The 16,868-nt window shown below is 64.5% G+C and carries 16 protein-coding genes; 9 read left to right on the top strand and 7 right to left on the bottom strand.

All coding sequences use genetic code 11. The annotated features are described in order from the left end of the window. Positions 1-37: 37 nt before the first annotated feature. Positions 38-1,453 carry an FAD-binding oxidoreductase gene (locus tag AC3CB8_RS23160; protein WP_023782680.1) on the bottom strand — a complete coding sequence of 472 codons (1,416 nt, stop codon included), beginning with the start codon at positions 1,451-1,453 and terminating at the stop codon, positions 38-40. Between the two features lie 163 nt (positions 1,454-1,616). Here AC3CB8_RS23160 and AC3CB8_RS23165 point away from each other — a divergent pair, with 163 nt between their 5' ends. Beyond that, positions 1,617-2,096, top strand: coding sequence for a thioesterase family protein (locus tag AC3CB8_RS23165; protein WP_023769702.1), 480 nt, complete (start codon positions 1,617-1,619; stop codon positions 2,094-2,096). 238 nt (positions 2,097-2,334) lie between these two features. Next, on the top strand, positions 2,335-2,532 hold the full coding sequence (locus AC3CB8_RS23170) for a hypothetical protein (RefSeq protein WP_015317249.1): 198 nt from the start codon (positions 2,335-2,337) through the stop codon (positions 2,530-2,532). On the opposite strand, the gene AC3CB8_RS23175 is transcribed toward AC3CB8_RS23170, so the two are convergent. Then, the gene (locus tag AC3CB8_RS23175; RefSeq protein ID WP_023769701.1) at positions 2,529-3,008 is read right to left on the bottom strand and encodes an Lrp/AsnC family transcriptional regulator; all 480 of its coding nucleotides are present in this window, start codon (positions 3,006-3,008) and stop codon (positions 2,529-2,531) included. The two genes, AC3CB8_RS23170 and AC3CB8_RS23175, sit on opposite strands and share 4 nt — an antisense overlap. Before the next feature lie 89 nt (positions 3,009-3,097). Between AC3CB8_RS23175 and AC3CB8_RS23180 the strand changes: the two genes are divergently transcribed. From AC3CB8_RS23180 to AC3CB8_RS23190, 3 genes are all read left to right on the top strand, one after another. Beyond that, complete coding sequence (locus AC3CB8_RS23180) at positions 3,098-4,006, top strand: EamA family transporter (protein WP_023769700.1); 909 nt, start codon at positions 3,098-3,100, stop codon at positions 4,004-4,006. A gap of 185 nt (positions 4,007-4,191) precedes the next feature. Next, positions 4,192-5,298: a histidine kinase dimerization/phosphoacceptor domain -containing protein gene (locus tag AC3CB8_RS23185; RefSeq protein WP_198026127.1), complete on the top strand. Its 1,107-nt coding sequence runs from the start codon at positions 4,192-4,194 to the stop codon at positions 5,296-5,298. Then, positions 5,295-5,741, top strand: coding sequence for a response regulator (locus AC3CB8_RS23190; RefSeq protein WP_023782682.1), 447 nt, complete (start codon positions 5,295-5,297; stop codon positions 5,739-5,741). Before AC3CB8_RS23185 ends, AC3CB8_RS23190 begins: the two co-directional genes overlap by 4 nt. A gap of 9 nt (positions 5,742-5,750) precedes the next feature. On the opposite strand, the gene AC3CB8_RS23195 is transcribed toward AC3CB8_RS23190, so the two are convergent. Next, complete coding sequence (locus tag AC3CB8_RS23195; RefSeq protein ID WP_023769697.1) at positions 5,751-6,638, bottom strand: dienelactone hydrolase family protein; 888 nt, start codon at positions 6,636-6,638, stop codon at positions 5,751-5,753. A 254-nt stretch (positions 6,639-6,892) separates the two neighbouring features. Between AC3CB8_RS23195 and AC3CB8_RS23200 the strand changes: the two genes are divergently transcribed. Next, positions 6,893-7,048 carry a hypothetical protein gene (locus AC3CB8_RS23200; protein ID WP_023792110.1) on the top strand — a complete coding sequence of 52 codons (156 nt, stop codon included), beginning with the start codon at positions 6,893-6,895 and terminating at the stop codon, positions 7,046-7,048. Positions 7,049-7,057: 9 nt separating this feature from the next. Continuing rightward, a complete protein-coding gene (locus AC3CB8_RS23205) occupies positions 7,058-7,495 on the top strand; it encodes a hypothetical protein (protein ID WP_023782684.1) in 438 nt (145 codons plus the stop codon). Between the two features lie 31 nt (positions 7,496-7,526). On the opposite strand, the gene AC3CB8_RS23210 is transcribed toward AC3CB8_RS23205, so the two are convergent. Then, positions 7,527-9,842, bottom strand: coding sequence for a glucose/quinate/shikimate family membrane-bound PQQ-dependent dehydrogenase (locus AC3CB8_RS23210; protein ID WP_023769694.1), 2,316 nt, complete (start codon positions 9,840-9,842; stop codon positions 7,527-7,529). Between the two features lie 256 nt (positions 9,843-10,098). Between AC3CB8_RS23210 and AC3CB8_RS23215 the strand changes: the two genes are divergently transcribed. Then, positions 10,099-12,819: an ATP-dependent helicase gene (locus AC3CB8_RS23215; RefSeq protein ID WP_352563879.1), complete on the top strand. Its 2,721-nt coding sequence runs from the start codon at positions 10,099-10,101 to the stop codon at positions 12,817-12,819. A 31-nt stretch (positions 12,820-12,850) separates the two neighbouring features. Here the strand turns inward: AC3CB8_RS23215 and AC3CB8_RS23220 are convergent, their stop codons facing one another. From AC3CB8_RS23220 to AC3CB8_RS23230, 3 genes are all read right to left on the bottom strand, one after another. Continuing rightward, positions 12,851-13,165, bottom strand: coding sequence for a ferritin family protein (locus AC3CB8_RS23220; RefSeq protein WP_352563913.1), 315 nt, complete (start codon positions 13,163-13,165; stop codon positions 12,851-12,853). 122 nt (positions 13,166-13,287) lie between these two features. After that, the gene (locus AC3CB8_RS23225; protein WP_352563878.1) at positions 13,288-14,841 is read right to left on the bottom strand and encodes a trimethylamine methyltransferase family protein; all 1,554 of its coding nucleotides are present in this window, start codon (positions 14,839-14,841) and stop codon (positions 13,288-13,290) included. Positions 14,842-14,856: 15 nt separating this feature from the next. Then, positions 14,857-15,129 (bottom strand): glycine cleavage T C-terminal barrel domain-containing protein, encoded by a 273-nt coding sequence (locus tag AC3CB8_RS23230; RefSeq protein ID WP_352563877.1) that lies wholly within the window; start codon positions 15,127-15,129, stop codon positions 14,857-14,859. A gap of 230 nt (positions 15,130-15,359) precedes the next feature. Between AC3CB8_RS23230 and AC3CB8_RS23235 the strand changes: the two genes are divergently transcribed. Continuing rightward, entirely contained in the window at positions 15,360-16,829 is a 1,470-nt protein-coding gene (locus AC3CB8_RS23235) for an esterase-like activity of phytase family protein (protein WP_352563876.1), read from the top strand. Positions 16,830-16,868 lie beyond the last annotated feature (39 nt).

Below are 16,868 nucleotides of genomic sequence, written 5' to 3' on the forward strand. Positions count from 1 at the left end.
CGCCTTGCGCGGTCAAGGCGCGCTCGTCGCGGTGCCCTTAGCCCGCGTCAGGCAGGATCTTGCCCGGATTCATGATGTTTTGCGGATCGAGCGCCTGCTTGATCGTGCGCATGATGTCGACGCCGTGACCGAGTTCGCTTCGCAGGAAGCCGATCTTGCCCTGCCCGATGCCGTGCTCGCCGGTGCAGGTGCCCTCCATGGCGATCGCCCGCATGTTGAGCCGCGCGACGAATTTTTCCGACAGCGCGATTTCCTTGGGATCGTTGACATCCATCAGCACCAGCACGTGGAAATTGCCGTCTCCGGCATGGCCGACGATGGGCGCGATAAGTCCCATTTCGGCAATGTCGGCCTCGGTCTCCATGACGCATTCGGCAAAGCGCGAGATCGGTACGCAGACATCGGTCGACAGGCCCTTGGCGCCCGGCCGCAAGGTCAGTGACGCCCAGTACGCGTCGTGCCTGGCCTTCCACAATTTGGTTCGTTCCTCGGCAACGCTGGTCCACAGGAACGGCCCGCCACCATTGTCTTGCGCGATCATTCCGAAGGTCTCGGCCTGCTCGGCAACGCCTGCGTCGCTGCCATGAAACTCGACGAACAGGCACGGGCTCTCGGGATAATCGAGCTTGGAGTAGGTCTTCATCGCCCGCATCTGCAGCGCGTTGACCAATTCGATGCGCGCCACCGGAATGCCCATCTGGATCGTCGCGATGACGGCGTTGCAAGCCGCTTCGACGCTCGGGAACGGGCAGACGCCGCCCGAGATCGCCTGCGGAATACCTTGCAGCTTTAGGGTCAGCGCGGTGATGATACCGAGCGTGCCCTCGGAGCCGACTAGCAGCCGGGTCAAATCATAACCCGCCGAACTTTTCTTCGCCCGCTTGCCGGTCGTCACCGTCTCGCCGTCGGCCATGACGGCGGTCAGCGACAGCACGTTCTCGCGCATCGTGCCGTAGCGAACCGCATTGGTGCCGGAAGCCCGCGTCGCCGCCATGCCGCCGAGCGAGGCATTGGCACCCGGATCGATCGGAAAGAACAGGCCGGTGTCGCGCAGATGCCGGTTCAAATCCTCGCGCGTGACGCCGGGTTCCACCGTGCAGTCGAGATCCTGCGGATTGACCGAAAGAATGCGGTTCATGCGCGATGTGTCGACCGAGATGCCGCCGCCCGGCGCATTTGTGTGGCCTTCCAGGGAAGAACCGACGCCGAAGGCGATCACCGGCACGCGATGCGCCGCGCAGGCACGCACGATTTCCTGCACCTCGGCCGTCGTCTCCGGGAAAGCGACGCCGTCGGGCGCCTGCGTCGGAATATAGGTGGTCGTGTGCGCGTGCTGCGAGCGGATGGCCTGTCCGGTCTGGAAGCGCTCGCCCAGCCGCTGCTTGAGGATGCCGAGCACCGCCGCGATGCCTTCCTCGTTGCGTTCGACCGGATTGAGGTCGCTCAGAGCCATGAATTCCTCCGCGAATGGACCAGCGTCCACCCTTGTTATGCGAGTATGGATGCCTAAAGCAATTTCAGGAAAAGTGTGAAGCGGTTTTCCATCCGAAATTGCGTCAGAATGTAAAGACACTCACCGGCCACGCTCTGTCCAGCACCAGAACAAGGAAGTTTCGATGTCCATTCCCGCCCCCTTCGTCTCCAAGCCCATGGACATCGAGAAGGACTGGATCGACTATAACGGCCATCTCAACATGGCCTATTACAACGTGCTGTTCGACCGCTGCTCGGACGAGGCCTTCGAGGCGATGGGCATGGGTCTGGACTATGTGAAAGAGCGGCGGCTCACCATCTACACCGCCGAGGTCCATGTCTGCTACGTCAGGGAACTGCATCTGGACCATAAGGTCATGGTCTCCTTCCAGCTCATCGACCATGACGAGAAGCGGCTGCGGGCCTATCAGGAAATCCGCCATGTCGACGGCTGGCTCGCCGCTACGTCCGAAACCCTGTCGCTGCATGTCGACATGTCGGGGCCGAAGGTGGCGCCCTTCCCGGCCGACGTGCTGGCCAGGATCGAAGCCATGCGCGCCGCCCACTCCGTGCTCCCGATGCCCGAGCGCGCCGGCCGTTCGATCGGGATCAAGCGCAAATAGGGCGAAGCCCAAGGCGACCGGGTCTGGCCTCAAAGCCACACCCGCGATTCAAAATCGGCGGGTTCCTGAAATCGGCCGGGACGCGTGCTTGAAGCCACCTCGCACCCGCATTAACCTTACCGAGGATTTAACGGGAACAAGCCATTTGAGCCGTTGAACGACTCAGCGGAGCGGTCGAAAACGTCCGCACAAGGGTTGTTTAGCGGGCGGCGCGGCGAAGCCGGTTCGAGGAACGTGCATGAAAACCGACATCAAGGTCGAAGTGGATAGGCTGGCGGCTGATCCGCGCATATCGGACTACGATTTCTGGCGTTCGCTCAAGAATGTCGACAACGAGATCTTTCACATCGCCAACAACAACGAACCGATCCCGTTCGACATGATCCGCTGGCGCAGCATCCTTAAGCGCGCCCGCCTGAAGCGCGGCCACGCTTAGTGCCGTTGCCTGATCGCCGCCAGCGGCGAGCGCGCGATCACCGGCGACGACTGGATGATCGCCGTGTTGGTCATCGCATAGGGGATGATGCGGTCGATCACCCGTTCGAGCTCGGCGACCGAGCCGACATGCGCCAGCGCGATGAAACAATCCTCACCGGTCACTCGGTCGCATTGTGCGATCTCCGGCAACTCACGGATGATCTCGGCCACGACTGACAATTGCCCAGGCACCGGCCGGATGCGCAGCCACGCCGACAGGTTCAGACCGAGCGCCGCGGGGTTGATCCTGACGCAATAGGCTTCGATCACGCCGTTCTCCTGCAGCCGCTTGATGCGCTCCGCCACGCTTGGCGCCGACAGGCCGACCGAACGGGCCAGTTCCGCGGTGCTGATGCGCGCGTCCTCTTCCAGCAGGCGCAGGATCTTCATGTCGGCCGCGTCGAGATCGATATTTTCGTTTCGAAGGCGTTTCATGAAAAAATCCTTGCTTAGGTGAAACGAATGATTGGGAAATCTAGTCATCGTCCATATGAATAGGGAGAATTGGCTACGATACTGATCCCGTGGATGACCAGAGGCAAGCCCCGCATTCCAGCCCTGCCGCTGCCAGCCAGGCCCTAGCCGGGCTTGCGACAAGATTGCCGCCTCATATCTGGTTCGCCGTCAGCGCTGTCTTCCACTATCTCGGCCCGGCCTTCGCCGTGCTGCTTTTTGCGCATGTCGGCGTGCTCGGCATGGCGTGGCTGCGCATAGCCACCGCGGCCCTGGTCTTCGCGCCATTGACCCGCCCATGGCGAACCTTCGCCAGCGCCGATCCTCCGACGCGGCTCCTGCTCGTTGCCTTCGGTGCTTGCCTGGCGGTGATGAACTGTTCGTTCTACCTGGCGCTCGACCGCCTGCCGATCTCGCTGGTGGCCGCGATCGAATTCGTCGGCACCATCGGCGTCGCGCTCGCCGGCCTCAGAAGCACCCGCAATCTCACCGCTCTTGCCGTCGCCGTCACCGGCACCTTGCTGCTGATCGACGTCAAATGGTCAAGCGACCCGGTCGGGCTGGTCTGGGCGTTCCTCAACGGCGCGCTCTTTGTCGGCTACATCGTGCTTGGCCACCGTGTCGCCCGCGCGGGCACCGGCGACGGCATCGCTGGCCTAGGTGCGGCCATGGCGGTCGCTTTCGTCGTCGTGCTGCCCGTTGGCTTCACCCAGGCTCGGCCCGCCTTTTTGTCCCCGCCGCTGCTCGTCGCGGCCATCGGCGTCGGCATCTGCTCGTCGGTCATCCCGTATGTCTGCGACCAGCTCGCCATGGCGCGGTTGCCGCGCGCGAGTTTCGCGCTGATGCTGTCGCTGCTGCCGGTCACCGCAACGCTGATCGGCGTCGTCGTGCTGCGCCAGATACCCGGTCCGTCCGATTGCCTCGCCATCGCGCTGGTCGTGACCGGCGTCGCGCTTCACAGGCCGGCCTCGGCTGGCTAGCCGAAAAACGCCCTCCTCGCGGTCGGTTGCGGAAAGCCTCTATCGGTTCCCTGCCTGCGACGAACTGCGACAGACGCCCGTAATTGAAACCAAATTCGGCTTTGAGCCGTTGTCTCCCGCGAAAAATGGCTTGGAGTGACGCTATGGAACGGAAACGGACCAGGGAGCCGGCGGACGCATGGCACATGACCGACGACCTTCATGTCGAGCACGGCAAGGGCGACCCCTTCGCGGCGGCCATCCGCGCCACGCGCATGTCGATGATCATTACCGATCCGCGCCGGCAGGACAATCCGATCGTCTTTGCAAACGAAGCCTTCCTGCGCCTGACGGGTTATGAGCGCGACGAGGTTCTCGGCAAGAACTGCCGCTTCCTGCAGGGGCCGCAGAGCGACAAGGAAGCTATCGCTCAGATACGCGCCGCGATAGCCGATGAAACCGACATCAGCGTCGATATCCTGAATTACCGCAAGGACGGGTCGACCTTCTGGAACGCGCTCTACATAAGCCCGGTCTCCAACGACAAAGGCGAACTGCAGTTCTTCTTCGCCTCGCAACTCGATGTTTCGGACCGGAAGCTCTGGGAAAATCGTATCACCGCGGACAAGGAACGTTTTGAAAAGGCTGTCAAGGAACGCACGGCTGAGCTCGAAGCGGCGCTTGAGGCGCAGACCACGCTGCTGCATGAAGTCGATCATCGCGTGAAGAACAATCTGCAGATGATTTCCTCGCTTATCCTCATGCAGAGCCGCACCGTCTCCGACGCGAACCTCAAGCGCTCGCTTGGCACGATGTTGGAGCGCATAGAAGCGCTCAGTACCGTGCACCGCCGGCTCTACCAGTCCAAGGATGTCAGCAAGTTCGATGTTTCCGACTTCGCCAAGGATCTCATCTCCGACCTGCTCACGGCTTCGGGACGTTCGGAAATCAATCCGACACTCGATCTCGAACCCGTCGTCGTCCCGGCCGAGAAGGCGACGCCGGTGGCACTGATGGTCAACGAACTCGTCACCAACGCGCTCAAGCATGCCTTCAAGGAAAGGCCCGACGGCACGAGATCGGGCAGCATCGGCATCAAGATGAGCCAGCCGGACGGCCATTTGAACATCGAGGTCTCGGATGATGGCGTCGGCATGGCGGGCGCCAATGGCGACGCCTCCTTCGGCATGCGGCTGATCAAGTCGCTTGCCCGCCAATTGCGTGCCGACATCGAGTGGCGCGATGCCGGTCCCGGCACTCGCGTTGTCATCTCGATGCCCAACGGACCACAGCACAAAGGGAACCTGTCATGATTGAACCACTCAAGGTCCTGATCGTCGAGGACGAGGCGCTGCTGGCCATGGAGTTGGAGAGCCTGGTCGAGGACGCCGGGCACAGCGTCGTCGGCTGGGCAACATCGCTCGCCGAAGCAAAGGACATGGTCGATACCACGCAGGCCGATATCGCCTTTGTCGACATCCATCTCACCGACGGCCCGACCGGCATCGACGTGGCCGAATATATTGGCGACAGGAAAAACTCGATGGTCATTTTCATGACCGCCAACCCGAAGCGCATCCCCGACCACTTTGCCGGCGCGATCGGCGTCATCGCCAAGCCCTACACGATGAACGGGCTGACCTCGGCCCTGCGCTATTTGCAGGAAGGCGTGCGGCGCCCGCCGCCGAAATCGGAGCGCCCGGCGGGCTTCACCCTGTCGCCTGCCTTCGAGACGATCTGGGCGCCGGCCGCCTGAAGGCGATGGTCATGCCAGCTTCTGCCTCAGGAAGGCGATCGTCCTGCCCCAGGCGAGGTCGGCCGCCTTCTTGTCGTAGCGCGCCGCCGAGGTGTCGTTGTTGAAGGCATGGTTGGCGCCTTCATAGACATAGACCGTGTATTCGACATGCGCGGCGTCGAGTTCCTTCTTGAAGGCATCGATGCCGGCATTGGTGCGCTCGTCGAGACCGGCATAGTGCAGCAGCGACGCGGCCTTGATCTTCGAGACGTCGGCGGCCTTCGGCTGCATGCCGTAATAGGCGACGCTCGCGGCAAGGTCGGGCGCGTTGACGGCCAGCATGTTGGCCGTGCCGCCGCCCCAGCAGAAGCCGATGGCGCCGACCTTGCCGTTGCCTTCCTTGTCGCCCTTGAGGAAGGCGACCGTCGCCACGCCATTGGCCACGGTCTGCGCCGGATCGAGTTTCCCGACCATGTCGCGCGCCTTGTCCTCGTCAGTGGGCGAGCCGCCGAGCGGCGACAGGAAATCCGGCGCGAGCGCCACGAACCCTTCCAGGGCCACGCGCCGGGCGACGTCGCGGATATGCGGGTTGAGCCCCCTGTTTTCATGGATGACGATGACCGTTCCGAGCTTGCCGGCCTGGTTCGCGGGTTTGACCAGATAGCCCTTCATCTCGCCGCCGCTGCCGGGATAGGTGATGTCCTTGCCCTTTACGCGGGCATCGGTCTCGGCCACGATCGCCGCCTGGGCCGAGTTCGCCGCCAGCATCGGCGCGATGGCGGCCGCCGCCGCGCCCGATCCGGCAAGCCTGGTCAGTTGCTCCATGAAGCGGCGGCGATCCAGTGTCAGATGCGTGTATTCGTCATAGGCATCGATCATTGCCTGGGTGATGACGGGTTTGGTGGTGACGTCGGCCATGGGCTTCCTCGATCTCGTCTCGACTGCGGTGTCCTGCCGGTCGCAAGCTAGGGGCGAGCCTCTCATCGTCCAGTCACCGGACCGTGACATCTCGCTGCCTTCGCGGCCGCCGGTCAGCCGGCTGAAGATCATCACGTTTTTGTCATCGGTGACAAATCTTGATGGCGCTGCCACAATAGTGGGGGAAACTGGCTAGCCGGCCGGCCCTTTGGCGGTCACGGTCCTATAGGCCCGATCTGAAAGGAACAATGCCGATGACCATGCCCTCGCCGATCCTGGCAACCGCCTTCGTGGCAGCAGTGGCGGCCGTTCTGGCGATGCGCGCGGCTGTTGTCGCGGCAAGCCGCAAGTCGATGGTCAGGGTCCGCAGCCGCAAGCGCCAGCCCGCGAACACGAAAACCCGAGGTTGAGGTGAAGTCATGGACGTCCAGGACATCGTGAACACCGTCTCGCAGAAGGCCGGTCTCGACCAGGCCACGACCGAAAAGGTCGTCGGCACCATTTTCTCGGTGCTCGAGCACGAGGCCGAGGGCACCAGCGCCTCCTCCTTCTTCGCCAAGATTCCGGGCGCCGATGCGCTGGCGCAGAAATATGACGTCATGGCCGCCGCCCCGGCCGGCGGTGGTGGCGGCTTCATGTCGTCGCTGCAGGGCGCGCTTGGCGGCGTTCTCGGCGAGAAGGCCGGCGCTCTGGTCAACGGCCTCGCCGCGCTCAAGGCCTCCGGCCTCGACTTGGCGCAGATCCAGAAGGCTGGCGAGACGCTTGTCCAGCAGGCCGAGGCGGCCGCCGGCCCCGATTTGACCAACCAAATGCTTGGCTCGGTGCCGAGCCTAAAGAGCCATCTGGGGCTCGGCTGATCGTCAGCTCGCCGAGCCCGGTAACGCCTGCCTACTTCGGCAGCGCGTAGGCCATCACATAGTCGCCCGGCTTGGTGCCCACCGAGCCGTGGCCGCCGGCGACGATGACCACGAACTGGCGTCCGTCCGCGACCGTGTAGGTCATCGGCGTCGATTGCCCTCCGGCCGGCAACCGCGCCTGCCAGAGCTGCTTGCCCGACGTCAGGTCGTAGGCGCGCAAATAGTCGTCGACCGCGGCACCCAGGAAGGCGACACCGCCGGCGGTGATCATCGGCCCGCCAATGCCGGGCACCCCGACCTTAAACGGCAACGGCAGCGGCGTCATGTCGTAGACGGTGCCGTTGCGGTGCTTGTAGGCAATGGTGCCGGTGCGAAGATCGACGCCCGCGACATAGCCCCAGGGCGGCGCCTGGCACGGAATGCCGAGTGGCGACAGGAACGGTCCCATCACCACCGCATAGGGCGCGCCGTCATTGCGGTTCAACCCCTGCTCGCTGCCCTTGGTGTCGCCCGGCGGCGGCACGTCGGCGCGCGGCACCAGCCGCGACGTGAAGGCAAGATAGGTCGGCATCCCGAACATCACTTGCCGCACCGGATCGACCGCCACGCCACCCCAGTTGAACGTCCCGAAATTGCCGGGATAAACCAGCGATCCCTGCAGCGAGGGCGGCGTGTAGCGACCTTCATAGCGCAATTTGTGAAGCGCGATGCGGCACGCCAGCTGGTCGAACATGGTAATGCCCCACATATCGTGCTCGGTCAGTGGCGGCGGGTTGAAGGAAAGGTCGGACGCGGGCTGCGTCGGCGATGTGTGGTCACCCTCGATGGCGCCGCCGGGCGCCGGCACTTCCTTGACCGCAATGACCGGCTCGCCGGTGCGGCGGTCGAGCACATAGAGGTCTCCCTGCTTGGTCGGGCCGACCAGCGCGGGCACCACGGAGCCGTCGGCCTTGGTGATGTCGACCAGGCTCGGCTGCGCAGGCACGTCCATGTCCCATAGGTCATGGTGCACGGTCTGACGCACCCATTTCAACTGCCCGGTGTTGAGGTCCAGCGCGGTGATCGAGGAAGAGAATTTCTCGACATTGGCGCTGCGGCCCATGCCGAGCTGGTCCGGCGTCTGGTTGCCGAGCGGCACGTAGAGCAGGCCGAGCTTCTCGTCGGCGCTCGGTGTCGACCACATGTTGGGCGAGTTGGCGGTGTAGGTCTGGCCGGCCGCCAGCGGCGTCGTCTGGTCCGGATTGCCGGAATCCCAGTTCCACAGCAATTTGCCGCTGCTCGCATCATAGGCGCGGATGACGCCGGACGGCTCCTGCGTCGAATAATTGTCGTTGACAGCGCCGCCGACGATGATCTTGCCGCCGGCGATCAGCGGCGCCGAGGTCGAATAGTAGTAGCCCGACTTCGGATACGGCATGCCGGTCAACAAATTGAGCGTGCCGCCCTCGGCGAAGGCTGGGCAAACCTGCCCGTTGGCGGCATCGAGCGCGATCAGCCGCGCATCCGAGGTCGGCAGGTAGACGCGCGCCGCGCAGGGCTGGCCGGCGGCGCCCGCCGCATCGGCATAATAGGAGACGCCCCGGCAGGTCTGGTGCTGGCGGTCCTTGTCGAGCTTGATCTTGGGATCGTAGCGCCACTTCTCCTTGCCGGTCGCCGCATCGACGGCGATGGCGAAGTTGTGCGGCGTGCAGATATAGAGCGTGTCGCCCACTTTGAGCGGTGTCACCTGATAGGTGGTCTCGCCGACATCGTCGGGGCCCTTCACGTCGCCGGTGCGATAGGTCCAGGCCGGCTTCAGGTTGGCGACATTATCCGGCGTGATCTGGTCGAGCGGCGAATAGCGCTGGCCGAATGGCGTGCGCCCGTAATAATGCCATTCGCCCGCCGGCACATCGCCGCCGAGATTGGCGTTGGGGATCACCTTGTCGGTGTCGAGCACACCGCCGATATCCTTCGGGTCCGTGGTCATCGAATAGCCGGCCACCGCCAGCGATGCCAGCACGGCAAGGATCAAAGGCGCTCGCCCGTCCGGACCGGCAAGGCCGCGCCGCGCCCACGGCGTCAGCAGCCACAGCGCCACCAGCACGATGATGCCGCCGCGCGGGCCGAGCTCCCACCAGTCGAAGCCGGTTTCCCAGACCGCCCAGGCCAGCGTGCCGAGCACGATCGCCGCATAGAGCCAGAGCGCCGTGGAACGGCGCCGGTAGAGCAGCCAGGCGGCGACCAGGAAGGCGAGACCGACGACGATGTAATACCAACTGCCGCCCAGCGAAGCCAACCAGATGCCGCCGGCGCCAAGCGCCAGACCTATGAGGAAGACAATGATGGAGGTGATAGTGACAGCCAAGATGATACTCCTTCGACTGTTGCGCGCATGAGGCGGCCTGGGCCAACCCGGCATTGCGTGTTGCCCGTGCAACTTTCTCCCGACCGCGGCGCCTGTCAAGCGTAGGTCGTGGCCCGCGGGCAGCATCCTCGCTCCGCCTGGGATTGTTCCACAGCGGCGGTTCCCGTATCGGTGAAGCGGCCGTATCAGGCACTTTGCCGGAACAAAACGTAGACAGTTCTGGTCTTTCGCTCCCGAATCACTACATTCGGGGGAGATGTCCGGCTTTTCCGAAGACATGCCCTTTTTCGATGAACCCAATGCGCGGCCCACGGCCCCGTCGGGCATTGCCGCGCGCGCCATGGCTGCCCGCGGCGGCCAAAACAATGCGCCCGACTATCTCAGGGGCTTGAATCCCGAGCAGCGGCTGGCCGTGGAGACCACTGAAGGCCCGGTTCTGGTGCTGGCCGGCGCCGGCACCGGCAAGACCCGTGTGCTGACCACCCGCATCGCCCACATCCTTGCCACCGGCAGGGCCTTCCCCTCGCAGATCCTGGCCGTCACTTTCACCAACAAGGCCGCGCGCGAGATGAAGCAGCGCATCGGCATCCTGATCGGCGAAGGCAATGTCGAGGGCATGCCCTGGCTCGGCACCTTCCACTCGATCGGCGTGAAGCTGCTGCGCCGCCACGCCGAGCTTGCCGGCCTGAGGTCCGACTTCACCATCCTCGACACCGACGACGTCGTGCGCTTGATCAAGCAGCTGATCCAGGCCGAGGGCCTGGACGACAAGCGCTGGCCCGCGAAGCAGTTCGCCCAGATGATCGACGGCTGGAAGAACAAGGGCCAGGGTCCGGCCGATATCGCCGAGGGCGATGCGCGCAGCTTCGCCAACGGCAAGGGCCGCGAGCTCTACAAGGCCTATCAGGAGCGGCTGCAGACGCTGAACGCCTGCGATTTCGGCGATCTGCTCTGCCACCCGATCCGCATCTTCCGCGCCAATCCCGATGTGCTGAAGGACTATCACCGGCGGTTCAAATACATCCTCGTCGACGAGTACCAGGACACCAACACCGCCCAATACATGTGGCTGCGCCTTTTGGCACAGCGGCCGGATGCAGGACGTAACAACTCGACGCCGACAGATGTGCCTACGGCCGAAGGCCGCAAGCCCGACCGGGCGTCCGAGCCGTTGCGAGGCCCCTCCCGCGACGCCGAAGGCGCGCAAAAAAGATGGGGCGGAGGGCCCGCGCCGGCAGGCGCGGAACAGCCCGTGAGCGAAAACAAAGTCAACATCTGCTGCGTCGGCGATGACGACCAGTCGATCTATGGCTGGCGCGGCGCCGAGGTCGACAACATCCTGCGCTTCGACAAGGATTTTCCGGGCGCCACCATCATCCGGCTGGAGCGCAACTACCGCTCGACCGCGCACATACTGGGCGCCGCCTCCCATCTCATCGCCTACAATGAGGGCCGTTTCGGCAAGACGCTGTTCACCGACCGCAACGATCCCGAGGACGGCAAGGTCAACGTCCACGCCGCCTGGGATTCGGAGGAGGAGGCTCGCGCCATCGGCGAGACCATCGAGGCCTACCAGCGCCAGAAGCATAATTTGAACGACATGGCGATCCTGGTCCGCGCGTCGTTCCAGATGCGCGCCTTCGAGGACCGCTTCATCACGCTCGGCCTTAACTACCGCGTCATCGGCGGTCCGCGTTTTTACGAGCGCATGGAAATCCGCGACGCGCTGGCCTTCTTCCGCGTCGTCGCCAACAGCACCGACGACCTCGCCTTCGAGCGCATCGTCAATGTGCCCAAGCGTGGCTTGGGCGAAGCGACCATCCGCCAGATCCACGACACGGCGCGCGGCTTGCGCATCCCGATGCTGGAGGCGGCGGGTACACTCGCGGAAAGCGACGAGTTGAAGCCGAAACCGCGCGCCGCGCTGCGCGAGGTCGCGTCCAATTTCGAACGCTGGCAAAAGGCACTGGAAGCCACGCCGCACACCGAACTCGCCGAGACCATTCTCGAGGAGAGCGGCTACACCGACATGTGGAAGAACGACCGCTCGGCGGAAGCCCCCGGGCGGCTGGAGAACCTGAAGGAACTGATCCGTTCGATGGAGGAGTACGAGTCGCTGCGCTCCTTCCTCGAACATGTCGCGCTGGTCATGGATGCCGAGCAGAATGCCGGGCTCGATGCCGTCTCCATCATGACGCTGCACTCGGCCAAGGGCCTCGAATTCGAGACCGTCTTCCTGCCCGGCTGGGAGGAAGGTCTCTTTCCCCATCAGCGCGCGCTGGACGAAGGCGGCCGTTCGGGGCTGGAGGAGGAGCGGCGGCTCGCTTATGTCGGCCTGACGCGGGCGAAGAAGAACCTGCATATCTGGTTCGTCTCCAACCGCCTCATCCACGGGCTCTGGCAATCGACCATCCCGTCGCGCTTCCTCGAGGAACTGCCGGAAGCCCATGTCGAGGTCGCCGAAGCCGGCAACTCCTATGGCGGCTACGGCAATCCGTATGGCGGCGGCTCGTTCGCATCCGGCCGTGGCGGCGGCCAGGCGGCAGGAAGACAGAACCCGTATGGCGCCTCGCGCTTCGACAATATTGGCGGCAATTCGGGCGGCGGGGAAAAATCCGGCGCCTTCTCCAACACCTATTCGACGCCCGGCTGGCAGCGCGCGCAGGCCAACCGCACCGAGGCGACCGACCGCAACTGGGGCACGCGCTCGGGCCATCAGGTCGAACGCATCGGCTATGGTGAAACAGACTCCGGCTATGGCGCCGGCCGCACCAGCGTCAAGGGCCGCACCATCGACGGCGAGCTGGTCGCCAAATCCGTCTCCGACACGCCGTCCGCCTTCAGCGTGGGCGACCGCGTCTTCCACCAGAAATTCGGTAACGGCAACATTTCAGCCATCGAGGGCAACAAGCTGACCATCGACTTCGACAAGGCCGGCCAGAAGCGCGTGCTGGACGGGTTCGTGCTGCCAGTGTGAGGCTGCCAGCCTCGAAGGCTGACGTCCCGCCTCAATCCACCTTCTTCTCGCCCCGCTCCCCGGCCTTCACGATATCCCCTGTCGTAAACAGGATTTCCTTCAGTTCCACGCGCCAATCCGTTTTCTGGCGCAGCAGGAATTCTAGGTCCATGCCGAAATGCTTGAACTCCTCGCTCTGCGCGTTCTTCATGATCGCCTTGGCCTGCGGGTTCTTCTCGACCGACATGCGCTGTTCGTACCAGCTGATCGCTTCCGCCTCCTCGATCAGCGAGGTGATCATGCGGGCAAAGGTCCGCACTGCCTGCGACAGTTCTTCCGGCGGTTCGTGGTACTGGTCGAAACCCATGTCGTCCTCCCTCAACGGCTCGCGGATGGAGCCAGGCATTGGCCCGCATCCATGAATGCGCGGGACGCGCCGCGGGTTCCTGGATCACGGCCGCAATTCGGGATGATGGATCTGCAACTATCTCACGACACTGGCGCCGCGCCGCCCTCTTCCGTGCGCCGCGCGATGAACGCGTCGAGCACGCCTGACGTGGCGGCGGCCGCAGCCGGCGGCGTGAAATCGGCAAGGGTGCGCTTCCAGATGCCGGTGGCGCGTTCGGTCGCGGTCTTCGACCCGCTTTGCGTCCAGTTGCCGAAATTCGACCAGTCGGCCACCAGCGGCTCGTAGAAGGCGGTGCGGTAGCGCGCCATGGTGTGGCCGGCCGAGAAGAAGTGGCCTCCCGGCTGCACTTCGGCGATCGCCTCGAAGCCAATCGCGTCGTCGTCGCCAGGGGTCGCCGCACAAAGTTCCGCGACCGTCTGCAGCGCCTCGATGTCGGTGACCAGCTTTTCCAGGGAAACGCTCAAGCCCCCTTCCAGCCAGCCGGCCGCGTGGATGCAGACGGTGGCGCCCGCCAGCACCGAGCCCCACAGGGCGAACTGCGTCTCGTGCGCGGCCTGCGCATCCGAAACGTTGGCCGCGCTGCCGCCGCCCGAGCGCCAGGGCAGACCGGTGAAGCGCGCCAATTGGCCCGCACCCAATGTCGCCTTCACATGCTCCGGCGTGCCGAAGGCCGGTGCGCCCGATTTCATGTCGACATTGGAGGAGAAGGAACCGTAGACCACCGGCGCGCCCGGCCGCACGATCTGCGCCAGCGTCAGCCCGGCCAGCGCTTCGGCATGCTGCAAGGTCAGCGCGCCGGCCACGGTGATCGGCGCCATCGCGCCCGCTAGGCAGAACGGCGTGATGATCAGGACCTGGCCCGCCTTGGCGAAATCGATGATGCCTTGCGCCATCGGAATGTCGAGCTGGCGCGGCGAGTTGGTGTTGATGACGGTGTAGCAATGCGCGCCCGAGCGGAACTCGTCCTCGGACAGCCCCCGGGCCAGCCTGATCATCTCGAAACTGTCATCGACCTGCGGCGTGCCGCGCGCGAAAACGAACGGGAATTTGTCCGACAGGGTCAGCTGCGCCCGGTTGACTGCATAGTGGCGGAAACGATTGTCGATGTCCTGCGGTTCGATGCACGGCCCCAGCATGTGCAAGACGTCGAAATGCTGCACCAGCTTGATCAACTCCTCGAAGGCGACCAGCGTTCCGGGCCGCCGGCCGCGCTCGAGATCGGTGACATTGGGCGCGCCGGAACCAGCCAGGAACGTCATCGAGCCCAGTTCAAGCGACAGGTCGCGAGCGCGCGCGCCGGCATAAGCGTGGATCGATCGCGGCGCCGAGGCTAAGACTGCCGCCACCATGTCGCGGCCGATGCGCACCATGTCGGTGTCGGGGTCGACCAGGGCGCCGGCGCGGGCGAGCACCTCGCGCGCCTCGGGCAGCAGCACCTTGATGCCCAGTTCCTCCAGCACGCGCAGCGCCGTGTCGTGGATCGACGCTACCTGGTCGTCGGAAAAGATCGGCTGCGGCAGGAATGGATTCTTCAGCGACCGGTAATTGGGCTTGCGGCTTGATTCGCTGCCTGCCTCGCCCATGCGCCCGCGCCGGCGTTCGCGCCTCGTATCCTGTGCAGCGTCATCGACCATCAGAAAAACTCCTCCTTATTGCCGCACCGCCCCGCGTCGGGGATCGTAGACCGAGGCCGCGATGACCCGCGCCGTCCGTTCGACGCCGACAATGTGCACGCAAAGCGCCATCCCCTCCCCGGCGAAACCGTCGTCCACCAACGCCAGCGCGACGCTCTTGCCGATCGTGTAGGCAAATCCGCCCGAGGCGCCGACAACGCCACCCCCGATGACCACTGCGCGATAGCGCGGCTTCAAGGCTTCCCCTCCCGGTCCGGTCGAAGCCGGCACCATATTCGTACTAGACATAAGTGTCTAATAGGGCAGGCACGCTCCATGGGAGGTCACTAATCCCGCTCTCCAGCTTTTTTTATCCGCACATGGAGATACCGGCGGACCCGTATCGCGCACTGTCACGCAAGCATCATGTTGACGCCTTAGATCGCTTTCGGGGAGGCACGCGCCGCATCATCGATGCGGCACCTCTTTTGATTTTCCTTCGGCCGCTCCGGCGTGCTTCGTCATAAAGAGGATTGTCCATGAAACCCCTGCACCGAACCGCCTCGCTTGGCGTCGCGCTGGCCTTGTTCACCGCCCTCACCCCGGCGCTTGCCGATGGCGTGGCCTATATCAACAAGGGCCTCGTCGGCGTCGGCCGCATCCCGGCCGACCAGCGCGACAAGTTCGGCGAGACCTTCGGCTCGGGCTCGGGCATGGCGATCGACATGTCGGGCTGGACGCATGATGCCGGCATCTACAAGGGATCGCTCTGGCTCCTGCCCGACCGTGGCTACAATGTCGCCGGCACCACCGACTACCGGCCGCGCCTCAACACCATCGCCATCGAATTCACGCCTGCCGCGCCGGGCGCTGCTTCCGCGGCCGGCCAGGAGCAGACGGGCGTCAAGGCGACGCTTGCCGACAGCATGCTTCTGACCGACGACAAGGGCGCCGATGCCACCGGCCTCGATCCGCTGTCGGACGTACGCGCCGCGGCCGGCGACATGCCGATGCTGCCCGTCGCCACCAATGGCAAGCTTGCGCTCGACAATGAAGCCATCGTGCGGCTGCCGGACGGCTCGATGTTCATCTCCGACGAGTACGGCCCCAACATCTACAGGTTCTCCGCGCAAGGCCGCCTGATGTCGGCGACCCAGCCGCCCGCGGCCCTCGTGCCGATGCGCAAGGGAGCGCCGAACTTCTCCTCCGACAACCCCGGCCCGGGCGCCGCCGACCCTGATCCGAAGGATCCCGAAACCGGGCGCCAGAACAACCAGGGCCTCGAAGGCATGGCGATGACGCCGGACGGCAAGTTCCTGATCGCCGTGCTGCAGTCGGCGCCGAGGCAGGACGGCGGCGATTCACCCTCGACACGGCAGAACACGCGGGCGCTGGTCTACGATGCTTCCGACCTCGCCCATCTGAAGCTCGCGCATGAATATGTCGTGCCGCTGCCGGTGTTCAAGGATGCCAAGGGCAAGACCAAAATCGCCGCGCAGAGCGAGATCGTGGCGCTTTCGGACACATCCTTCCTGATGCTGGCGCGCGACAGCGGCAACGGCCAGGGCCTGAAGAAGGGTGACGCTTCGCTCTACCGCCAGATCAACATCGTCGACGTCTCCGGCGCGACCGACATCGCGGGCGGCGCCTTCGACGCGGCCGACAAGCCGGTCGCACCCAAGGGCGTGCTTGATCCCTCGGTGACGCCGGCCAAGCTGACGCCGTTCATCGACATCAACGACGCCACCGCGCTTGGCCACTTCGGCCTGCACAATGGCGGCGGGAAGGACCACAATGAGCTTTCGGAGAAGTGGGAAGCGATGTCGTTGGCCAGCGTTCTCGATCCGAAGCTGCCCGACGACTATTTCCTGTTCGTCGGCAACGACAATGACTTCCTCGCCCAGGACGGCTTCCAGGTCGGCGCCGCCTACAAGGCCGATGACGGCGCCGATGTCGACACCATGTTCCTGGTCTATCAGGTCACGCTGCCGGGTCTCGGCAAGAAGTAACGATCACTGCTCAAGCGGGCGCGCCTGGCGCGTCCGCTT

It is taken from the genome of Mesorhizobium sp. P160927, from assembly GCF_057766385.1.